Genomic DNA, 16,576 nt, shown 5'->3' with positions numbered 1-16,576 from the left:
AGAAAATCCTTCTCCAAGGCTCGCCATGAACGAAGTCCTCGTCGTCGATCGCCTCGGTCAGCGGGGAGATGGCATCGCGCAGACGCCCTCAGGCAACATCTTTGTTCCCTATGCGCTGCCGGGCGAGACCGTGCGCGCCGTCGTCGACGGCGAGCGCGGGCAGCTCGTCGAGATCATCGCGCCCTCAGAATCCCGCATTGCTGCGATCTGCCCGCTCTTCACCCGCTGCGGCGGCTGCGCGGCGCAACACATGGCGCCCGGCCTCTACCGGGAATGGAAGCGCCAGCAGGTGGTCACGGCGCTGAGCCGCGCCGGCATCGAGGTGCCTGTTGCCGATCTCGTCGATGCCCATGGCGCCGGGCGCCGGCGCGTCACCTTCCATGCCCGCCGCCAGGGCGAGGCGACGGTCGTCGGCTTCATGGCCGCGCGCAGCCATGATTTGATCGCGGTCGAGGCCTGCCCGGTGCTGGCGCCGGGCCTGGACCGCGCGCCTGCCGTCGCCCTGATGCTGGCGAACCGCATGGGCGGTGCGAGCAAGCCGCTCGACATCCAGGTCACCGCCTCGGAAGCCGGGCTCGACGTCGACATGCGCGGCCACGGCCCACTCGGAGACAAGCTCAGGCTCACCCTGACGCAACTCGCCGAGCGGCTCGACCTCGCCCGGCTCTCCAACCATGGCGAGATCGTCGTCGAGCGCCGGCCGCCCGTGCAGCACATGGGCAAGGCGCTGGTCGCCCCGGCTGCCGGTGGCTTCCTGCAGGCGACGGCGGCTGGCGAGGAGGCCTTGGCCGGCCTCGTCATGGCGGCGCTGCCCAAGGGCAAGCGCGTCGCCGATCTCTTCGCCGGCTGCGGCCCCTTCAGCTTCCGACTGGCCGAGCGCATGCAGGTGCTGGCCGTCGAGAGCGACAAGGCGGCGATGCTCGCCCTGGCCAAGGGCGCCGGTGCGACGCAGGGGCTGAAGCCCATCGCGACCGAGACGCGCGACCTGTTCCGCCGCCCGCTGCTGGAGCATGAGCTCAACGGCTTTGACGTCGTGGTGCTCGATCCGCCGCGCGCCGGTGCGGAGGCGCAGGTCAAGCGGCTGGCGGCCTCGAAGGTCCGGGACGTGATCTACGTTTCCTGCGATGCCGGTAGTTTCGCGCGCGACGCTGCGACGCTGGTTGCGGGCGGATATGCACTGGAAGGCGTGACGCCGGTCGACCAGTTCCGCTATTCCGCCCATGTCGAGCTCGTCGGTGTGTTCCGGCGCGGCAGGAAGGGCTGAGGGTAGGGCTTCGGGATGAGCGCAATTCTTGATCGCATGGCCGGCATCGTCGGCGCGAAGAACATCGTCACCGATGCCGACGCCATGGTGCCCTATCTCAAGGAATGGCGTGATCTCTTCCGCGGCAAGGCGCAAGGCATCGTCCGCCCCGGCTCGACCGCAGAGGTCGCGGAACTGGTAAAGCTCGCCGCCGAGACCGGCACGACGCTGGTGCCGCAGGGCGGCAATACCGGCCTCGTCGGCGGCCAGATCCCGATCGCCGAGGGCAGGGAGGTCATCCTCTCGCTGCAGCGGCTCGACAAGGTCCGCACCGTCGACACCGACGGTGACACCATGATCGTCGAGGCCGGCGTCACCCTGAAGCGGGCGCAGGACGCAGCCGAGGCGGCAGGTCGCCTCTTCCCGCTCTCGCTCGCCTCGGAAGGCTCCTGCACCATCGGCGGCAATCTCTCGACCAATGCCGGCGGCACCGCAGTCCTCGCCTATGGCAATGCCCGCGAGCTCTGCATGGGGCTGGAGGTCGTGCTGCCCGATGGGCGCATCTGGAACGGTCTGCGCCAGCTGCGCAAGGACAACACCGGCTACGACCTGAAGAACCTTTTCATCGGCGCCGAAGGGACGCTCGGCATCATCACCGCCGCCGTGCTCAAGCTCTTCCCGCTGCCTGCGGCGCGCGCTACCGCCTTCCTCGCCGTGCCGGACCCGGAGGCGGCGCTCACGCTGCTGAATGCCGCCAAGGCCGGCGCCGGCGGCACGCTCACCACCTTCGAGCTGATGCCGCGCATCGGCCTGGATTTCGTCCTGCGCCACGCCTCGGGCACGCGCGACCCGCTCTCCGAGCCGTCGCCCTGGTACGTGCTGATGGAAGTCTCCGCTCAGTCCGCTGCCGGGCTCGACGAGGCGGTCGAGGCCTTTCTCGGCGAGGCGCTGGAGCAGGGCATCGTCACCGATGCGGCGCTCGCGGGATCGCTGACCCAGCGTGCCGATTTCTGGAAGCTGCGCGAGATGCTCTCGGAAGTGCAGACCTATGAAGGCGGCTCGATCAAGCACGACGTCTCGGTGCCGGTCCACGCCACGCCCGAATTCCTGAAGCGGGCGATTCCGATGGTGGAGGCGATGGTGCCGGGCTGCCGACCGGTGCCCTTCGGCCATCTCGGCGACGGCAACATCCATTTCAACGTCAGCCAGCCGGTCGGTGCCGACAAGGCAGCCTATCTCGCCGGCTGGGCGGAGATGAACGAGGCGGTCCATGCCATCGTCACGGAGCTTCACGGCTCGATCTCGGCCGAGCACGGCATCGGCCGGCTGAAGCGCGACCTGCTGCCGGGGGTGAAGGACCCGGTGGAGTTCGACCTGATGCGGGCGATCAAGAAGACTCTCGATCCGAAGGCGATTCTGAACCCCGACGCGGTGCTGGCAAAGGGCTGAGCCTGCACGTCATGCTCGGGCTCGACCCGAGCGTCTCCTGATCGAGATTCTCGGGTCTGCGCTCCGCTCCGCCCGAGAATGACGCCGCCGCAAGGCGGCTTCAACGCCTGCTCGCTGCGTCGGCAAGCTGCACTACGAAACATCGTTGACGGAGTGGCCTGCGCAAAAATCTGGCAGGACCACTCGCCCGCCTGATTGACCGTGTTTTGCCTCGTCTCTAGCCTTCGGCCTCATAACGAGAACATGAGGGGTTGGCTGGTATGATCGGCGTGACGCGGATGCTGTCGAATTGCGCGCGGAGGACGGGCTTTGGGCCGACGCGGCGCGGCCTTGTCGGTGCGGCTTTGGTGGGAATGGTCGCGCTGGCCGGGGCGATGCCTGCCGCTGCTCAGACTCCGCTGAAATTCACGCTCGATTGGGTCTTCCAGGGGCCGACCTCGCCCTTCCTCGTTGCGCTCGACAAGGGTTACTACAAGGCCGAAGGGCTCGATGTGACGATGGACCCTGGCCAGGGCTCGGCCGGCGCCGTCCAGCGCGTCGCGACCGGCGCCTATGATATCGGCTTCGCCGACGTGAACTCGCTGATCGAATACAACGCTAAGAACGCGGGCAAGGAGATCCTCTGCGTCTTCATGGCCTATGACTTCCCGCCCTTCGGCGTGCATGCGCTGAAGAAGAGCGGGATCACGAAGCCCGCCGATCTCGCCGGCAAGAAGCTCGGCGCGCCGGTGTTCGATGCCTCCTTCCGCCTGTTCCCGGCCTTTGCCAAGAAGAACGGCATCGACGCCGCCAGCGTCCAGCACGTCAACCTGACGCCGCAGCTGCGCGAGCAGTCGCTGGTGCAGGGCACGGTCGACTTCATCTCCGGCCACTACTTCTCGTCGATCCTCGATCTGAAGGCGCGCGGCGTGAAGGCGGAGGACGTCGTCTCCTTCAACTACTCCGACTACAAGATGGACGTTTACGGCAACGGCATCATCATCTCGCCGGCGCTCGCCGCGAAGCCGGAGGTGGTGACCGGCTTCTTGCGTGCCACGGCCAAGGCCTGGAAGGAGGTCGCGGCCAATCCGGCGCTGGGCATCGCCGCCGCCAAGAAGCGCGACCCGCTGATCGACGAGAAGCTGGAGGCCGAGCGCCTCGACATGTCGCTCAGGATGAACGTGCTGACGCCCTTCGTGAAGGCGAACGGCATGGGCGATGTCGATCCGGGGCGCTTCGCCCGCTCGGTCAAGGACGTGGCCGAGGCCTTCGGCCTGCCTTCCGCGCCGGAGCCCGACAAGGTCTTCTCGGGCAAGTTCCTGCCGCCGAAGGCGGAGCGGATGGTCGCGCCGTAGCGCATTCAGCCGTCATGGTCGGGCTCGACCCGACCATCTCTTTCGAGCCTTTCCTTCCCGAGATTCTCGGGACAAGCCCGAGAATGACGTCCCTGATGGCCGAAACGACCGAACCGCCCCTCGTCGAACTGCGCCAGGTCAGCCTTGCCTATGGCAGCGGGCCTTCGCGCATGCAGGCGCTGGAGGATGCGACGCTTTCCATCGCCAAGGGCGAGTTCATCGCCGTGGTCGGCCCGTCCGGCTGCGGCAAGTCGACCCTGATGAAGCTCGTCACCGGCCTGCTGCCGCCGACCGGCGGCGAGGTCCGCGTGCACGGGCAGATGGTGAAGGGGCCGATCCGCGGCGTCGGCATGGCCTTCCAGGCGCCGACGCTGATGCCCTGGCGCACGACGCTCGACAATATTCTGCTGCCGCTGGAGGTGGTCGAGCCGCATAAGCGCCGCTTCCGGTCCAACAAGGCGGAATATGTCGCGCGCGGCGAGGCGCTGCTGGCTTCGGTGGGCCTTGGCGGCTTCGGTCAGAAATACCCCTGGCAGCTTTCCGGCGGCATGCAGCAGCGTTCGAGCCTGTGCCGGGCGCTCGTCCATGAGCCCGACATCCTGATGCTCGACGAGCCCTTTGGCGCGCTCGACGCCTTCACGCGCGAGGAGCTCTGGGGCGTGATGCAGAAGCTCTGGATGGAGCGCCGCTTCACCGCCGTGCTCGTCACCCACGATCTGCGCGAGGCGGTCTATCTCGCCGACACCGTCTATGTGATGAGCCGGCGCCCCGGAAAGATCGTCAAGATCCGCAAGATCGAACTGCCGCGCCCGCGCACGCTGGAGACGACCTTCGCAATCGAGTTCGTCGACATCGTCCACGAGTTGCGCGAGCGCATCCATATGGAGCATGCGTGACCATGGCTCGCTCTCACGGACCTTCGCCGTCATTCCGGGGCGCCGCGTCAGCGGCGAGCCCGGAACCCATGAACGCGCCGCTGCTTGGTGAAGCGCGGTGGCGACTGGCGCCTGCTCCGGTTCCCACGGTGTTCATGGGTTCCGGACTCATGCCTGCGGCATGCCCCGGAATGACGGAGCGGTTCCGATGACCGAGCCTCAGAAACGCATCTTGCTCCTCGCCATGCCCTGGCTCGCGGCGGCCGGGCTGCTGCTGGCCTGGGAGCTGGCCTGCATCGTCTTCGACGTGCCGGAGATCCTGGCGCCGCGCCCGAGCCGCATCTTCGAGACGATGGTCCTGCGCTGGGACATCCTGCTGCGCTTCTGCCTGGAGACGCTCTGGACCACGATCATCGGCTTTGCGCTGGCGATCGGCTTCGGGCTGCTGCTCGGCCTCGCCATCGGCGCCTCGCCCTTCGTCTATTCCGGGCTCTACCCGCTGCTGATCGCCTTCAACGCGATCCCGAAGGTCGCCATCGTGCCGATCCTGATGATCTGGGTTGGAGTCGGCGCCTTGCCGGCGGTGATCACCGCCTTCGTCATCTCCTTCTTCCCGATCGTAGTGAATGTCGCCACCGGCCTCGCCACCATCGAGCCCGAGATGAGGGACGTGATGCGCTCGCTCGGCGCGAGCCAGTGGGAAATCCTGACCAAGGTCGGCGTTCCCCGCGCGATGCCCTATCTCTTCGCCAGCCTGAAGGTGGCGGTGACGCTCGCCTTCGTCGGCTCGGTGCTGTCCGAGACGGTCGGTGGCAATCGCGGCATCGGCTTCCTGATGCTCTCCGCCGGCGCGCGCAACGACGCGCCGACGACCTTCGCCGGCCTGTTCTCCATCGCCATCATGGGCATGGCGCTCTATGCGCTCTGCGCACTGGTCGAGCGGCGGATGACCCGCTGGGCCTTCCGCGGAGAGATCGTCGTCTGAATTAGGGCGTCGCGACGTAGCCGTCGCGGCGTGGGTCAGCGGCGCCGGTGAACACGCCGGTCGCCGGATCGACCGCGACCGCCTGCATGCCGCCGCAGCGCATCGTCCAGCCGACATCGAAGGCCCGGGCATCATGGCCGCGCCGGACGAGTTCGGCGATCGTTTCCGGCGCGATCCGGTTCTCGATCTCGACGAGGCGGCCGTCCCAGAGCCGGGCGCGCGGCGCCTCGATCGCCTCCTGCAGCGGCAGGCCGAAGACGAGATGCTGGACCATGGCCTGCGCCTGCGTCTGCATGATGCCGTAGCTGCCGGGCGTGCCGAGCGCGAGCACCGGCTTGCCGTCGCGGGTCGAGAGCGAGGGCGACATGCACATCGCCAGTTCGTCGCCGGGCTTGGAGCGGTTCGGGCTGCCGGGCTGGACATCCGCCCAGTACAGAAAGTTGTTGAGGCACAGGCCCGTGCCGGGCACGACGACACCGCTGCCGAAGGGGCTGCCGAGGCTCTGGGTGATACAGATCAGATTGCCCTCGCTGTCGGCGATCGAGAACGAGGTCGTGTGTGCCGGGTCCTCACTCTCCTGCGGCGTCCACTGCTCGGTCGGCCCCGTCACCGGCTTGCCGTCGGTGAGGCGCTTGCGCAGCCGCTCGACCGAGGCGTCGGACAGGATCTCGGCAAGCTTCTCCGGGCTTGGATTGTTATGGGCAATGCGCTCACCGGCTGCGAGACGGATGGCGCGATAGACGAGGTCGAGATGATCCGCTCCGTCCTTCGGCAGCGCCGCGAGGTCGAGTCCGTCGAGGAGCCGCAGCGTCAGCAGGAACTGGAAGCCCTCGCAGGGCGGCGGCGGGACATGCACCGTCAGCCCGCGGAAGCTCGCGGCCAGCGGCTCGCGCCACACCGTCTTCACCGCGGCGAGATCGGCCATCGTCATCGAGCCGCCCAGCGCCTGCAGATGCGTGACTACTTTCTCGCCGAGCGCGCCGCGATAGAAATGCTCCGGCCCCTCCGCGGCGATCTCGCTTAGCGTCTGCGCGAGGTCGGACTGCACGAGCAGCGAGCCGAGATGCAGGGCGCCGTCGGGCTGGTAATTCTGCGCCCAGGCCGGATAGAACGCGGGGCGGTTCTTCAGCAGCGGATCGTTCTCTTCGAATTCCGCCGCGCCGAATTCGGCCAGCGCGAAGCCGTCCCGTGCCAGCGCGATGGCGGGCGCGAAGACCTCCGCGAGCGATTTGCGGCCGTAAGCTTTCACGAGCTCGCACCAGCCGGCGAGATTGCCGGGGGAGGCGACGGCGAGCGGGCCGCGCTCAAGGTCGCTTCGCTTGCTGAAGCGTTCGGTCGGGAAGCTGGCGGGAATCGGCGGCACGAAATCGAGCACGCGCACGCGCTGTTCGGCCGCGACCCATAGTGTCGCGAAACCCATTCCGGCGAGGCCGGACATGAACGGCTCGACGACATTGAGCGCGGCGGCGGTGGCGGCTGCGGCGTCGAAGGCGTTGCCGCCTTGCGCCAGCACTCTCGCGCCGGCCTGCGCCGCCAGCGGGTGGGCCGCGGCGACCATGCCGTGGCGGGAGGTCATGGTGGGGCGGCGGCCGTGCATCTTTCGTCTCCTCGTCGTCTTCTGTGACGATCAGAGCATGATTCCGGCGCTAGAACAGGCTGCCTTGCCCGTCATCCGCGGGAGGCCGGGTCGCTTTGCGCGCATGGCGCTTCGGCTCTGCGGGAGCCTCCTGATGGGGCAGTTCGACCAGAGGCAGCTGCACCTCGGGGCCGTCATTGGCGACCTTGTTGACGGCGTTGCCGATGGCGACGGCTTCCAGCAGATCGTCCGGCGGCGGCTTCAGGAGGCGCCCGGTCTGCTCCGCCGTAGCCTGCGGATCGAGCCACGCATCATAGTCGCGCGGATCGAGAATGATCGGGCAGCGGTGGTGGATGGCGGCCATCAGGCCGTTCGCCGGCCCCGTCATCATCGCCACCGTGTCGATCTCCGAGCCATCCGGCGAATGCCAGGTCTCCCACAGAGCGGCGAAGGCGAAGAAGCCGCGATCCGGCCGGCGGAACAGGAAGGCTTCGCTGTGCACCTGCCTGCCGGCGCCGCTGCGGCGCCATTCATAGAAGGCGTCGGCCGGCAGCAGGCAGCGCCGACGCGTAAGAGCATTTCGGAACGACGGCTTCTCGGCCGCGCTCTTGCTGCGCACATTGATGACCAGCGGAAAGTCCTTCGCGTCCTTCACCCAGCCGGGAATGAAGCCCCAGCGCATCAGCAGGAAGCGCGGTGCCCCGTCATGCACGAGCACCGCCGGCACCGGCTGCGTCGGCGCGATATTGTAGCGCGGCGGGAAGTTCGGCTGCTCGCGATAGCCGAAGGCCTCGCGCATCGCTTCGGGGGGCAGGGTGATCGCATAGCGTCCGCACATGGCGGCTGTTTACGTCGAGACGAGGCGGTCAGATCAACACTTTCTTTCCGGTTGGCCAAACATAGTCGCGCCGACTCGGGGCAGAAGATGAGTGCCATCGCGACGAATGTGCTGGCTGGGGTGCCGGCGGGACTGGCTGGAAGCGTCGACGCTCCCCGTCTCTCGACCGATTTCCTCAACCGCTACAGCGAAGCCCTGATGCTGATCGAGATGGCCGGCATGGACGAGGAACTCGTCGCCGATCTCCAGGCCTGGCAGAGCATCAGCTATCGTGAGCATTTCCGAACCTCATCGCTGCGTTGCGCAGCTTCGGCGCTGGCGGCCTATGACCGCATCGACCCCGCCCGCGCGAGTGCTTTCGAGGATGTCTGCCGATCGATGACCCGGCTGGTGCGGACAGTGACCGCGCTGCTCGCGGAGACGCCGCAGCCGAAGGAACTGCCGATGATCGTCGAGGTGGCGAGCGAGGCCCTGCGCCGGCAGATCGCCCGCGCCACGCAGTTCATCAACGCCAATGGCATGATCGACATTGCTGTCTTCGAGGATACGGTCCTGCAGGCGCAGATCGATGCGCTGCTGGCGCGCTGATCACCCCTTCCGCCGCGCGCTGACCAGGAACTCGCGGTTGCCGTCGCCACCCTCGATCGGGGAAGGGATCGGTCCGTCAACCGCGAAGCCGAGCGCCTGCAACTCCGCGACGATCCCGTCGCAGACCTGACGCTGGATCGCCTCGTCCCGGACGATGCCCTTCTTGAGAGCGGCGCGGCCGGCCTCGAATTGCGGCTTGATCAGCGCCGCGATGCTGGCAGCCGGCGCGAGCAGCGCGGCCACAGCCGGCAGCACCAGCTTGAGCGAGATGAAGCTGACGTCGATGGCGGCAAGGCTCGGCTGCTCCGGTAGGGCATCCGGCGCCAGCGTGCGGATGTCCTGCCCCTCGAAGCTGGTGACGCGCGGATCGGCCCGCAGCGAGGCATGGAGCTGGTCGCGCCCGACATCGACGGCGACGACATGGCGCGCGCCGCGCTTCAGCAGGAGATCGGTGAAGCCGCCGGTCGAGGAGCCGACATCAAGGCACACCAGCCCTTGCGGGTCGAAGCCGAAGGCATCGAGCGCACCCGCGAGCTTGAGCCCGCCGCGCGAAACGTAAGGATGCGGCGCCTCGGCGGTCAGTGCGGCATCTTGCGCGACCATCACAGAGGCCTTGCGTACCGGCCGGCCATCGGCGCTGACCAGCCCGGCGGCGATCGCGGCCTGCGCCCGCGCCCGGCTCTCGAAGAAGCCGCGCTCGACGAGCAACTGGTCCGCACGGCTCTTCATGGAACGGGTGTCAGGCGCGCTTGACGGCGCTCGGCGCTCCGAGTGCGCCATCGACAGCGGCGACGATGCCGGCGGCGTCGAGCCCAGCGGCGGCATACATCGCATCCGGCTTGTCGTGGTCCTGGTAGACGTCCGGCAGCGTGAGCGAGCGCACCTTCAAGCCCGCATCGAGCGCGCCGCTGCGCGCCAGCAGATGCAACACATGGCTGCCGAAGCCGCCAACCGAGCCTTCCTCGATCGTGATCAGGATCTCGTGGTCGCGGGCGAGCTTGAGGATCAGCGCCTCGTCGAGCGGCTTGGCGAAGCGCGCATCCGCAACCGTGGTCGAAAGCCCGCGCTGCGCCAGCAGGTCGGCCGCCTTCAGCGCCTCCGCCAGGCGGGTGCCGAGCGAGAGCAGGGCGACGCGGGTGCCTTCGCGCATGATGCGACCCTTGCCGATCTCGAGCGGCACGCCGACATCGGGAATCTCGACACCGACGCCTTCGCCACGCGGATAGCGGAAGGCGATCGGCCCTTCGTCATAAGCGGCCGCGGTCGCGACCATATGGGTCAGCTCCGCCTCGTCAGCGGCGGCCATCACCACCATGTCGGGCAGGCAGGCGAGATAGGCGATGTCGAAGGAACCGGCATGGGTGGCGCCGTCCGCACCGACGAGCCCGGCCCGGTCGAGCGCGAAGCGAACCGGGAGCTTCTGGATCGACACGTCGTGGACGATCTGGTCGTAGGCGCGCTGCATGAAGGTCGAGTAGATCGCGACGAAGGGCTTGTAGCCCTCGGTTGCCAATCCGGCCGCAAAGGTCACCGCATGCTGCTCGGCGATGCCGACATCGAAGGTACGCGCCGGGAATTCCTTGCCGAAGGCATCGAGCCCGGTGCCGGAGGGCATCGCGGCCGTGACGGCGACGATCTTGTCGTCCTCCCGCGCTTCCTTGATCAGCGCATTGGCGAAGACGGCGGTGTAGCTCGGCGCATTCGCCGGCGCCTTGGCTTGCAGGCCCGTCACGGGGTCGAACTTGACGACGCCGTGATACTTGTCGGCGCTCGCTTCGGCCGGGGCATAGCCCTTGCCCTTTTGCGTCACGACATGGACGAGGATCGGCCCGTTCCCGGCGTCGCGGACATTGCGCAGCACCGGCAGCAGATGGTCGAGATTGTGCCCGTCGATCGGCCCGACATAGTAGAAGCCGAGCTCCTCGAACATCGTCCCGCCGGTCCAGAAACCGCGGGCATATTCCTCGGTGCGCTTGGCCTTGTCGTGGAAGAAGCGCGGCAGCCTCTCGGCGAGCTGCTTGGCGACCTCGCGCAAGGAGCGATAGGTCCGACCGGAGACGAGGCGCGCCAGATAGGCCGACATCGCGCCGACCGGCGGGGCGATCGACATGTCGTTGTCGTTAAGGATGACGATCAGGCGCGAGCCGAGGGCGCCGGCATTGTTCATCGCCTCATAGGCCATGCCGGCGGACATCGCGCCGTCGCCGATCACGGCGATGACGTTGTTGCGCTCGCCCTTGAGATCGCGTCCGACTGCCATGCCGAGCCCGGCTGAGATCGAGGTCGAGGAATGGGCGGCACCGAAGGGGTCGTAGTCGCTCTCGGCGCGCTTGGTGAAGCCGGAGAGCCCGCCGGGCTGGCGCAGCGTGCGGATGCGGTCGCGGCGGCCGGTGAGGATCTTGTGAGGATAGGCCTGGTGGCCGACATCCCAGATCAGCCTGTCACGCGGCGTGTCGAAGACATGGTGCAGCGCGACGGTGAGCTCGACCACGCCGAGGCCGGCGCCGAGATGCCCGCCGGTGACGGAGACGGCGTCGATCATCTCCCGCCGCAGCTCGTCCGCCACTTGCCGAAGCTGGGCATCATCGAGCGCCCGCAGGCCGGCGGCGTCGTGGATCGTGTCGAGCAGAGGAGTCGCAGGGCGTGGCACGAGGCTGTCCGGGCGCATTGGAATGGTTCTGTCCTGAAATAGTGCCTGCGCGCCGTGCTGGCAAACCGGAGTTGGAATCCGGCCTCATCGGTGAGCGCCTTCTCTTCCCACGAAACGGGTGGCTCCCATGCCGGCAACGCTTTTCAGTGTCCTCACGATTGCTTTTGGGGATGCCAAGTGATGAACCCGACCGATACCACACCGCTGCCGGCTGCGTTCAGGCGGATCGGCTGGTCCAATCTCTCCGCCCAGTTCTCGGAGCAGATTGCGCTCGCCGCCGCACCTTTGGCCGCGGTTCTCCTGCTTTCGGCAGGCCCGGCCGAAACCGGCTGGCTGCAGACGGCGCAGACCTTGCCTTTTCTCCTGCTGTCCATCCCTGCGGGCCTGATGGTGGACCGTGCCTCGCGGCGTGGGCTCATGGTCGGCACGGAAGCGCTGCGTGCGCTGTCGCTGCTGGCGATTCCGCTGCTATTGGCCTCGGGCGGCCTCAACCTGACCTGGCTCGCCGTGCTCGGCGCGCTCGGCGCCGTCGGCACGGTCTGCTACAGCGTGGCGGCGCCGGCCTTCGTTCCGTCTGTGGTGCCTCGTGCGCGGCTTGCGGATGCCAATCGCTGGCTGGAGCTGGCGCGCAGCGTCGCCTATGCCGGAGGGCCGGCGCTCGGCGGGGCGCTCGTCGGATGGATCGGCGTATCGACGGCCTATGGCTTGGCCGCCGGGCTCTCCATTCTGGCCGCACTCCTGCTGGCCGGCCTCCCGAAAGATGAAGCACCTTCCGGCCAGCGGCGCGATCTGCTGCACGATCTCGGGGAGGGCGCCCGTTTCGCGGTGGGCCACGAGCTGCTCAGGCCGATCCTGCTGACGGCGGTCTTCTTCAACATCTCCTGGTTCATCTTCCAGGCGGTCTATGTCGCCTATGCAGTCCAGAACCTCGGCCTCGGTGCGACCGAGGTCGGCGTCACGCTCGGCATCTACGGCGCGGGAATGATCGTCGGCGCGGCTCTTGCGCCGTACATTGCCCGGCGGGTCTCGTTCGGGGCGCTGATCCTGCTCGGGCCGCTCGCCGGCTTTTTTGCGGCCAGCGTGATGCTCGCGACGCTCTGGGTTCCGTCCGTGCATCTGGTCGGCACGAGCTTCTTCCTGTTCGGCGTCGGGCCGATCATCTGGACGATCTCCACGATGACATTGCGGCAGGCGGTCACTCCCAATGCGATGCTCGGTCGCGTCTCCGCCTTGATCATGACGGCGACCTTCGGCGCGAGGCCGCTGGGCGCCGCGATCGGCGCGTCCGTGGCGGCGCATTCCGGGATTGCCGCGTGCCTCGGTCTCGCGACGGCGGGTTTCCTGGTCCAGCTGCTCGTCATCGCCTTTTCGCGGGTGCCGAGGTTGCGGGACCTGTCCGAGGTCGCCTGAACGGGGCGGCGGCTGCCGGGAAGGACTGTTTCAGCCTTCCGGCAGCGGAATGAACTCCTTGTCGTCGCCGGGAACGGTATCGAAGCGGCCGGTCTTCCATTCCTGCTTGGCCTGCTCGATGCGCTCTTTCGAGGACGAAACGAAGTTCCACCAGATGTAGCGCTGCCCGTCCATCGGCTCGCCACCGACGAGCATCAGACGGCTCTGGTCGACCGCGAGGATCGAGATGCGGTCGCCCGGCTTGAAGACGAGGAGCTGGCCGGCGCCGAACTCCTCTCCGGCGATGTCGATCTTGCCCGAGACGATATAGACCGCGCGCTCGTCATAGTCGGGGTCGAGCGGCAGGATCGACCCGGGTGAGAGCACGGCTTCGGCATAGAGTGCCTCCCAGGGGAACTGCACCGGCGAGGTCTGGCCATAGGCCGAGCCCATAATCAGGCTGATGCGCTTTCCGCCTTCGACGATGCGCGGCAGCTCCGGCGCGCCGTGATGCACGAATTGCGGCGCGATCTCCTCATGCGTCTTCGGCAAAGCGAGCCAGGCCTGGATGCCGTAGAGCTTCGGGCCGGTGGCGCGCGCTTCCAGACCGGTGCGCTCGGAATGGACGATGCCGCGCCCGGCGGTCATCAGGTTGACCGCGCCCGGCTTGATCGCCAGCGCCGTGCCGAGCGAGTCGCGATGCATGATCTCGCCGTCGAAGAGATAGGTGACGGTCGAGAGCCCGATATGCGGATGCGGGCGGACGTCGAGCCCTTCCCCGAGATGGAACTCGGCCGGACCCATCTGATCGAAGAAGATGAAGGGGCCGACCATGCGCTGGCCGATCGCGGGGAGGGCGCGGCGGACCTGAAAGCCGCCGAGATCATGCGTGCGTGGCACGATCACCTTGTCGATCGCCTCGCAGGAGCGGGCATCGCCCAGGACGGGATCTTCAGCGGGAAGTTGCGACATGGCGGCCTCCTTGGTTGGGATGAAGCGTGATCCCGATCGCGCCTGTGGGCAAGCCGGCCGGCTGCAACCGGCCGCTGGCAGGCGCGCAATCTCAAGGTCCCGCTAGAGCATTTTCGAGCGAAGTGGGCACCGGTTCGCGTGAAGAAAATCCGATGCTTTATCGGGGCCGCAGCCGTTCCGGCTCAGTTGTCGACGTCGAGCGGCGTCGTGCCCGTCGGCTTTCCGTCGGCGCCAAGCGTAATGCGCTCGATGCGGGCTTCCGCCTGCTTCAGAAGCGCGTCGCAGCGCGCCTTCAGAGCCTCGCCGCGCGTATAGATCGCGATCGACTCCTCGAGCGGCACGTCGCCGCGCTCCAGCCGCGCGACGATGCCTTCGAGCTCCTTCATCGCCGCCTCGAAGGGCAGGGCGGCGACATCGGCGTTCGGATTGTCTTGAGACTTGCTGTCTTGGCTCACGGACCGATTCCTCTTTGCCGTGAGCTTATCGGCCGGAGCGAGCCTTGCCGCAACCCGGTTCGTCGGAGGCAGGTCAGACCGGCAGCGCCGAGGTCTTCTTGATCGTGCGCAGCGTCAGCGTCGACTGGACGCGGGTGACGCCCGGCAATTGCGTGATGATGTCGGTGTGAATGCGCTCGAAATCGGCGCTGTCACGATAGATCACGCGCATCAGATAATCATGCGCGCCGGCGAGCAGATGGCATTCGAGGATCTCGGGCAGGCTCTGCACCGCCTGCTCGAAGCTCTCCAGCGAGGCGCGGCCCTGCTGGTCGAGCGTGACGAAGACGAAGGCCGTGCCGGGAAAGCCCGCGATCTTGTCGTCGAGCATCATCGCATAGCCGCGGATCAGGCCGCTTTCCTCGAGTTGGCGCACGCGCCGCAGGCAGGCCGAGGGCGACAGATGCACCTTCTCGGCGAGGTCGGAATTGGTGATGCGGCCGTCCTGCTGGAGAAGCCGCAGGATGGCGCGGTCGCGCGAGTCGAGCTCGGTCGTCATGGTCACAGCAGAAACCTCCCGCGCGATGCATCGTCGCAAATTTCGTCCGATGCAAGCAATCTTCTGCGTTGATCTCGGGTAGAAGCGCTGACATCCGCAGCTTCTTGCCCCGACGTTGCAGGAATATGCGCGGTTACGCCGGCCGATTCAGGCTATAGCATCGGACCGAAAAGTGGAATCCACTTTTCGGAAAAATCCGATGCGATAACAATTACATAGATCACCGTTGCCGCGTCCGATAGGACGCGCGGCGATCTAGAGGCATGGCGAAAGGCGTGCCCTCGAAGGCGTCAGTGCCGCGGCCGATTCGTCCGATCGCGCGGATCATCCGGCCACGGCGGCCAAGCGCGGTGTCCGCAAGGGCGACGAGCCGGGCATTGGGCGTTGCCGAAGGAGCGGCGATCCTTAGCGCGTCAGCGGCCTCCTCCTCGTCGCGATCGGGGTTGAGCGCGCAGGCGGCGATATAGGCGGCGGCCGTCGAGCGGCTGATGCCGGCCCAGCAATGAATCACCATGGGCGCCTCTCGGTCCCAGTCGCGCAGGAAGGCGATGAGCCGCTCGATATGGTCTTGCCCGGCCAGCACATGGCCTTCCAGCGGCGTGCTGATATCCGACATGCCGAGGAAGAGGTGGCGATTTGCATCGATGCCGGCCGGTCGCTCGACGAGCGTGCCGACATTGATCAGCGTCACGAGATGGCGGGCGCGGACGGCTGCGACCGTCTCGCTCAACCTCGACAGCGGGGAAACGTGAAGGCTCGACAAGGGACGGCTCCGGATGTCTCGGCGCGAAACCGGTGGGGCAGACGCTATAGCATCGGACTAAAAAAGTGGAATCCACTTTTCGGAAAAATCAGATGCGATAACAAATAGATAGATCACCGTTGTCGCGTCCGATAGGACGCGTGGCGATCGAGCATGATCGACAGTGCCGACGTCTCCATGACATGGAAGCCGCGACCCATCGACCCGCTTTGGCGAAGCTCCCCATGAATCTCTGGTTCCGGCTGATCTGGCTCCTGCTGACGACGCGCTTCCGGCCGAGGCTCGACCTGCCGGGGGAGGCTTCCTTGCTGCCCTTCCGGGTCTGGTTCCATGATCTCGACACCAGCCTGCACATGAACAATGGTCGCTACTGGGCGCTGATGGATCTCGGCCGGCTTGATCTGATGCTGCGCAGCGGTCTGTGGCGGGCGGTGTTGCGTCATCGCTGGCTGCCTGTGGTCAATGCCGGCACCATCCGCTTCCGCCGCGAGATGCGCCTGTTCCGCCCCTTTCGGGTGGAGACGAAGATTCTGTGCTGGAGCGAGAACTGGCTGGTGATGCAGCACCGCATGCTGATGCGCGGTCGCGACGGTGGCGAGATTGTTGCGGCGGTCGCGCTGGTCCGGGCGGCGCTCTACGACAAGGGTGCGCGGGCCTATGTGCCGGTCACCCGCCTGCTCGGCGAGATCGGTATTGGCGTGGAAAGCTCAGAGCCGAGCCCGGAAGTGGCAGCTTTCCTCGCCTCCGAGGAGGCCATGCGCCAGGCGACAGTCGGTGAGGGAGGCACAGGATACTCGGCCCGCTGAACTCCCCCGTCATCCCGGATGGAGCGAAGCGGAACTCCGGGATCCATTGTAGGGCGCGCAGCTCTACGATGGATCCCGGGGCAAGCCCGGGATGACGGTCATGGTCTTGGGCATA

At 67.1% G+C, this 16,576-nt stretch carries 16 protein-coding genes; 8 read left to right on the top strand and 8 right to left on the bottom strand.

All coding sequences use genetic code 11. The features are described from left to right. Positions 1-25: 25 nt before the first annotated feature. From FQV39_RS11655 to FQV39_RS11635, 5 genes are all read left to right on the top strand, one after another. Positions 26-1,264: a class I SAM-dependent RNA methyltransferase gene (locus FQV39_RS11655; protein ID WP_149130439.1), complete on the top strand. Its 1,239-nt coding sequence runs from the start codon at positions 26-28 to the stop codon at positions 1,262-1,264. Between the two features lie 15 nt (positions 1,265-1,279). Then, complete coding sequence (locus FQV39_RS11650) at positions 1,280-2,692, top strand: FAD-binding oxidoreductase (protein WP_149130438.1); 1,413 nt, start codon at positions 1,280-1,282, stop codon at positions 2,690-2,692. A 260-nt stretch (positions 2,693-2,952) separates the two neighbouring features. Next, positions 2,953-4,026 carry an ABC transporter substrate-binding protein gene (locus tag FQV39_RS11645; protein ID WP_248313394.1) on the top strand — a complete coding sequence of 358 codons (1,074 nt, stop codon included), beginning with the start codon at positions 2,953-2,955 and terminating at the stop codon, positions 4,024-4,026. A gap of 95 nt (positions 4,027-4,121) precedes the next feature. Further along, positions 4,122-4,922 (top strand): ABC transporter ATP-binding protein, encoded by an 801-nt coding sequence (locus FQV39_RS11640; RefSeq protein WP_149130437.1) that lies wholly within the window; start codon positions 4,122-4,124, stop codon positions 4,920-4,922. Between the two features lie 187 nt (positions 4,923-5,109). Next, on the top strand, positions 5,110-5,886 hold the full coding sequence (locus FQV39_RS11635) for an ABC transporter permease (RefSeq protein ID WP_149130436.1): 777 nt from the start codon (positions 5,110-5,112) through the stop codon (positions 5,884-5,886). A gap of 1 nt (position 5,887) precedes the next feature. Here the strand turns inward: FQV39_RS11635 and FQV39_RS11630 are convergent, their stop codons facing one another. Both FQV39_RS11630 and FQV39_RS11625 read right to left on the bottom strand, forming a co-directional pair. Continuing rightward, entirely contained in the window at positions 5,888-7,483 is a 1,596-nt protein-coding gene (locus FQV39_RS11630) for a gamma-glutamyltransferase family protein (protein WP_149130435.1), read from the bottom strand. Positions 7,484-7,532: 49 nt separating this feature from the next. Continuing rightward, a complete protein-coding gene (locus tag FQV39_RS11625) occupies positions 7,533-8,300 on the bottom strand; it encodes an SOS response-associated peptidase (protein WP_149130434.1) in 768 nt (255 codons plus the stop codon). A gap of 87 nt (positions 8,301-8,387) precedes the next feature. Here FQV39_RS11625 and FQV39_RS11620 point away from each other — a divergent pair, with 87 nt between their 5' ends. After that, complete coding sequence (locus tag FQV39_RS11620) at positions 8,388-8,888, top strand: NAD-glutamate dehydrogenase (protein ID WP_149130433.1); 501 nt, start codon at positions 8,388-8,390, stop codon at positions 8,886-8,888. Here the strand turns inward: FQV39_RS11620 and FQV39_RS11615 are convergent, their stop codons facing one another. Continuing rightward, positions 8,889-9,617 (bottom strand): TlyA family RNA methyltransferase, encoded by a 729-nt coding sequence (locus FQV39_RS11615; protein ID WP_149130432.1) that lies wholly within the window; start codon positions 9,615-9,617, stop codon positions 8,889-8,891. It abuts the gene before it with no gap. A gap of 10 nt (positions 9,618-9,627) precedes the next feature. Further along, a complete protein-coding gene (gene dxs, locus FQV39_RS11610) occupies positions 9,628-11,538 on the bottom strand; it encodes a 1-deoxy-D-xylulose-5-phosphate synthase (protein ID WP_187640251.1) in 1,911 nt (636 codons plus the stop codon). Between the two features lie 180 nt (positions 11,539-11,718). On the opposite strand from dxs, the gene FQV39_RS11605 reads away from it, so the two are divergent. Continuing rightward, entirely contained in the window at positions 11,719-12,948 is a 1,230-nt protein-coding gene (locus FQV39_RS11605) for an MFS transporter (RefSeq protein ID WP_149130430.1), read from the top strand. A gap of 30 nt (positions 12,949-12,978) precedes the next feature. Here FQV39_RS11605 and FQV39_RS11600 read toward each other — a convergent pair whose 3' ends face one another. The 4 genes from FQV39_RS11600 to FQV39_RS11585 form a co-directional block, all read right to left on the bottom strand. Continuing rightward, positions 12,979-13,899: a pirin family protein gene (locus tag FQV39_RS11600; RefSeq protein ID WP_149130429.1), complete on the bottom strand. Its 921-nt coding sequence runs from the start codon at positions 13,897-13,899 to the stop codon at positions 12,979-12,981. 182 nt (positions 13,900-14,081) lie between these two features. After that, positions 14,082-14,354 carry an exodeoxyribonuclease VII small subunit gene (locus tag FQV39_RS11595; RefSeq protein ID WP_149130428.1) on the bottom strand — a complete coding sequence of 91 codons (273 nt, stop codon included), beginning with the start codon at positions 14,352-14,354 and terminating at the stop codon, positions 14,082-14,084. Positions 14,355-14,427: 73 nt separating this feature from the next. Continuing rightward, on the bottom strand, positions 14,428-14,892 hold the full coding sequence (locus tag FQV39_RS11590) for an Lrp/AsnC family transcriptional regulator (protein ID WP_149133795.1): 465 nt from the start codon (positions 14,890-14,892) through the stop codon (positions 14,428-14,430). Between the two features lie 220 nt (positions 14,893-15,112). After that, positions 15,113-15,655, bottom strand: a complete 543-nt coding sequence (locus FQV39_RS11585) for a tyrosine phosphatase family protein (RefSeq protein ID WP_149130427.1) — start codon at positions 15,653-15,655, stop codon at positions 15,113-15,115. A gap of 224 nt (positions 15,656-15,879) precedes the next feature. Between FQV39_RS11585 and FQV39_RS11580 the strand changes: the two genes are divergently transcribed. After that, complete coding sequence (locus FQV39_RS11580) at positions 15,880-16,461, top strand: thioesterase family protein (RefSeq protein ID WP_149130426.1); 582 nt, start codon at positions 15,880-15,882, stop codon at positions 16,459-16,461. Positions 16,462-16,576: the final 115 nt, after the last annotated feature.

Source organism: Bosea sp. F3-2 (assembly GCF_008253865.1).
Classification (GTDB): Bacteria; Pseudomonadota; Alphaproteobacteria; order Rhizobiales; family Beijerinckiaceae; genus Allobosea.
This window is presented reverse-complemented; position numbering and strand designations above follow the sequence as displayed.

What these genes read in the sequence shown, in the direction of transcription:
- FQV39_RS11580 (WP_149130426.1), top strand. Translation starts at nt 15,880, where the DNA reads ATGAATCTCTGGTTCCGGCTGATCTGGCTCCTGCTGACGACGCGCTTC.
- FQV39_RS11640 (WP_149130437.1), top strand. Translation starts at nt 4,122, where the DNA reads ATGGCCGAAACGACCGAACCGCCCCTCGTCGAACTGCGCCAGGTCAGC.
- FQV39_RS11590 (WP_149133795.1), bottom strand. Translation starts at nt 14,892, where the DNA reads ATGACGACCGAGCTCGACTCGCGCGACCGCGCCATCCTGCGGCTTCTC.
- FQV39_RS11645 (WP_248313394.1), top strand. Translation starts at nt 2,953, where the DNA reads ATGATCGGCGTGACGCGGATGCTGTCGAATTGCGCGCGGAGGACGGGC.
- FQV39_RS11605 (WP_149130430.1), top strand. Translation starts at nt 11,719, where the DNA reads ATGAACCCGACCGATACCACACCGCTGCCGGCTGCGTTCAGGCGGATC.
- FQV39_RS11630 (WP_149130435.1), bottom strand. Translation starts at nt 7,483, where the DNA reads ATGCACGGCCGCCGCCCCACCATGACCTCCCGCCACGGCATGGTCGCC.
- FQV39_RS11600 (WP_149130429.1), bottom strand. Translation starts at nt 13,899, where the DNA reads ATGTCGCAACTTCCCGCTGAAGATCCCGTCCTGGGCGATGCCCGCTCC.
- FQV39_RS11625 (WP_149130434.1), bottom strand. Translation starts at nt 8,300, where the DNA reads ATGTGCGGACGCTATGCGATCACCCTGCCCCCCGAAGCGATGCGCGAG.
- FQV39_RS11635 (WP_149130436.1), top strand. Translation starts at nt 5,110, where the DNA reads ATGACCGAGCCTCAGAAACGCATCTTGCTCCTCGCCATGCCCTGGCTC.
- FQV39_RS11620 (WP_149130433.1), top strand. Translation starts at nt 8,388, where the DNA reads ATGAGTGCCATCGCGACGAATGTGCTGGCTGGGGTGCCGGCGGGACTG.
- FQV39_RS11650 (WP_149130438.1), top strand. Translation starts at nt 1,280, where the DNA reads ATGAGCGCAATTCTTGATCGCATGGCCGGCATCGTCGGCGCGAAGAAC.
- FQV39_RS11615 (WP_149130432.1), bottom strand. Translation starts at nt 9,617, where the DNA reads ATGAAGAGCCGTGCGGACCAGTTGCTCGTCGAGCGCGGCTTCTTCGAG.
- FQV39_RS11655 (WP_149130439.1), top strand. Translation starts at nt 26, where the DNA reads ATGAACGAAGTCCTCGTCGTCGATCGCCTCGGTCAGCGGGGAGATGGC.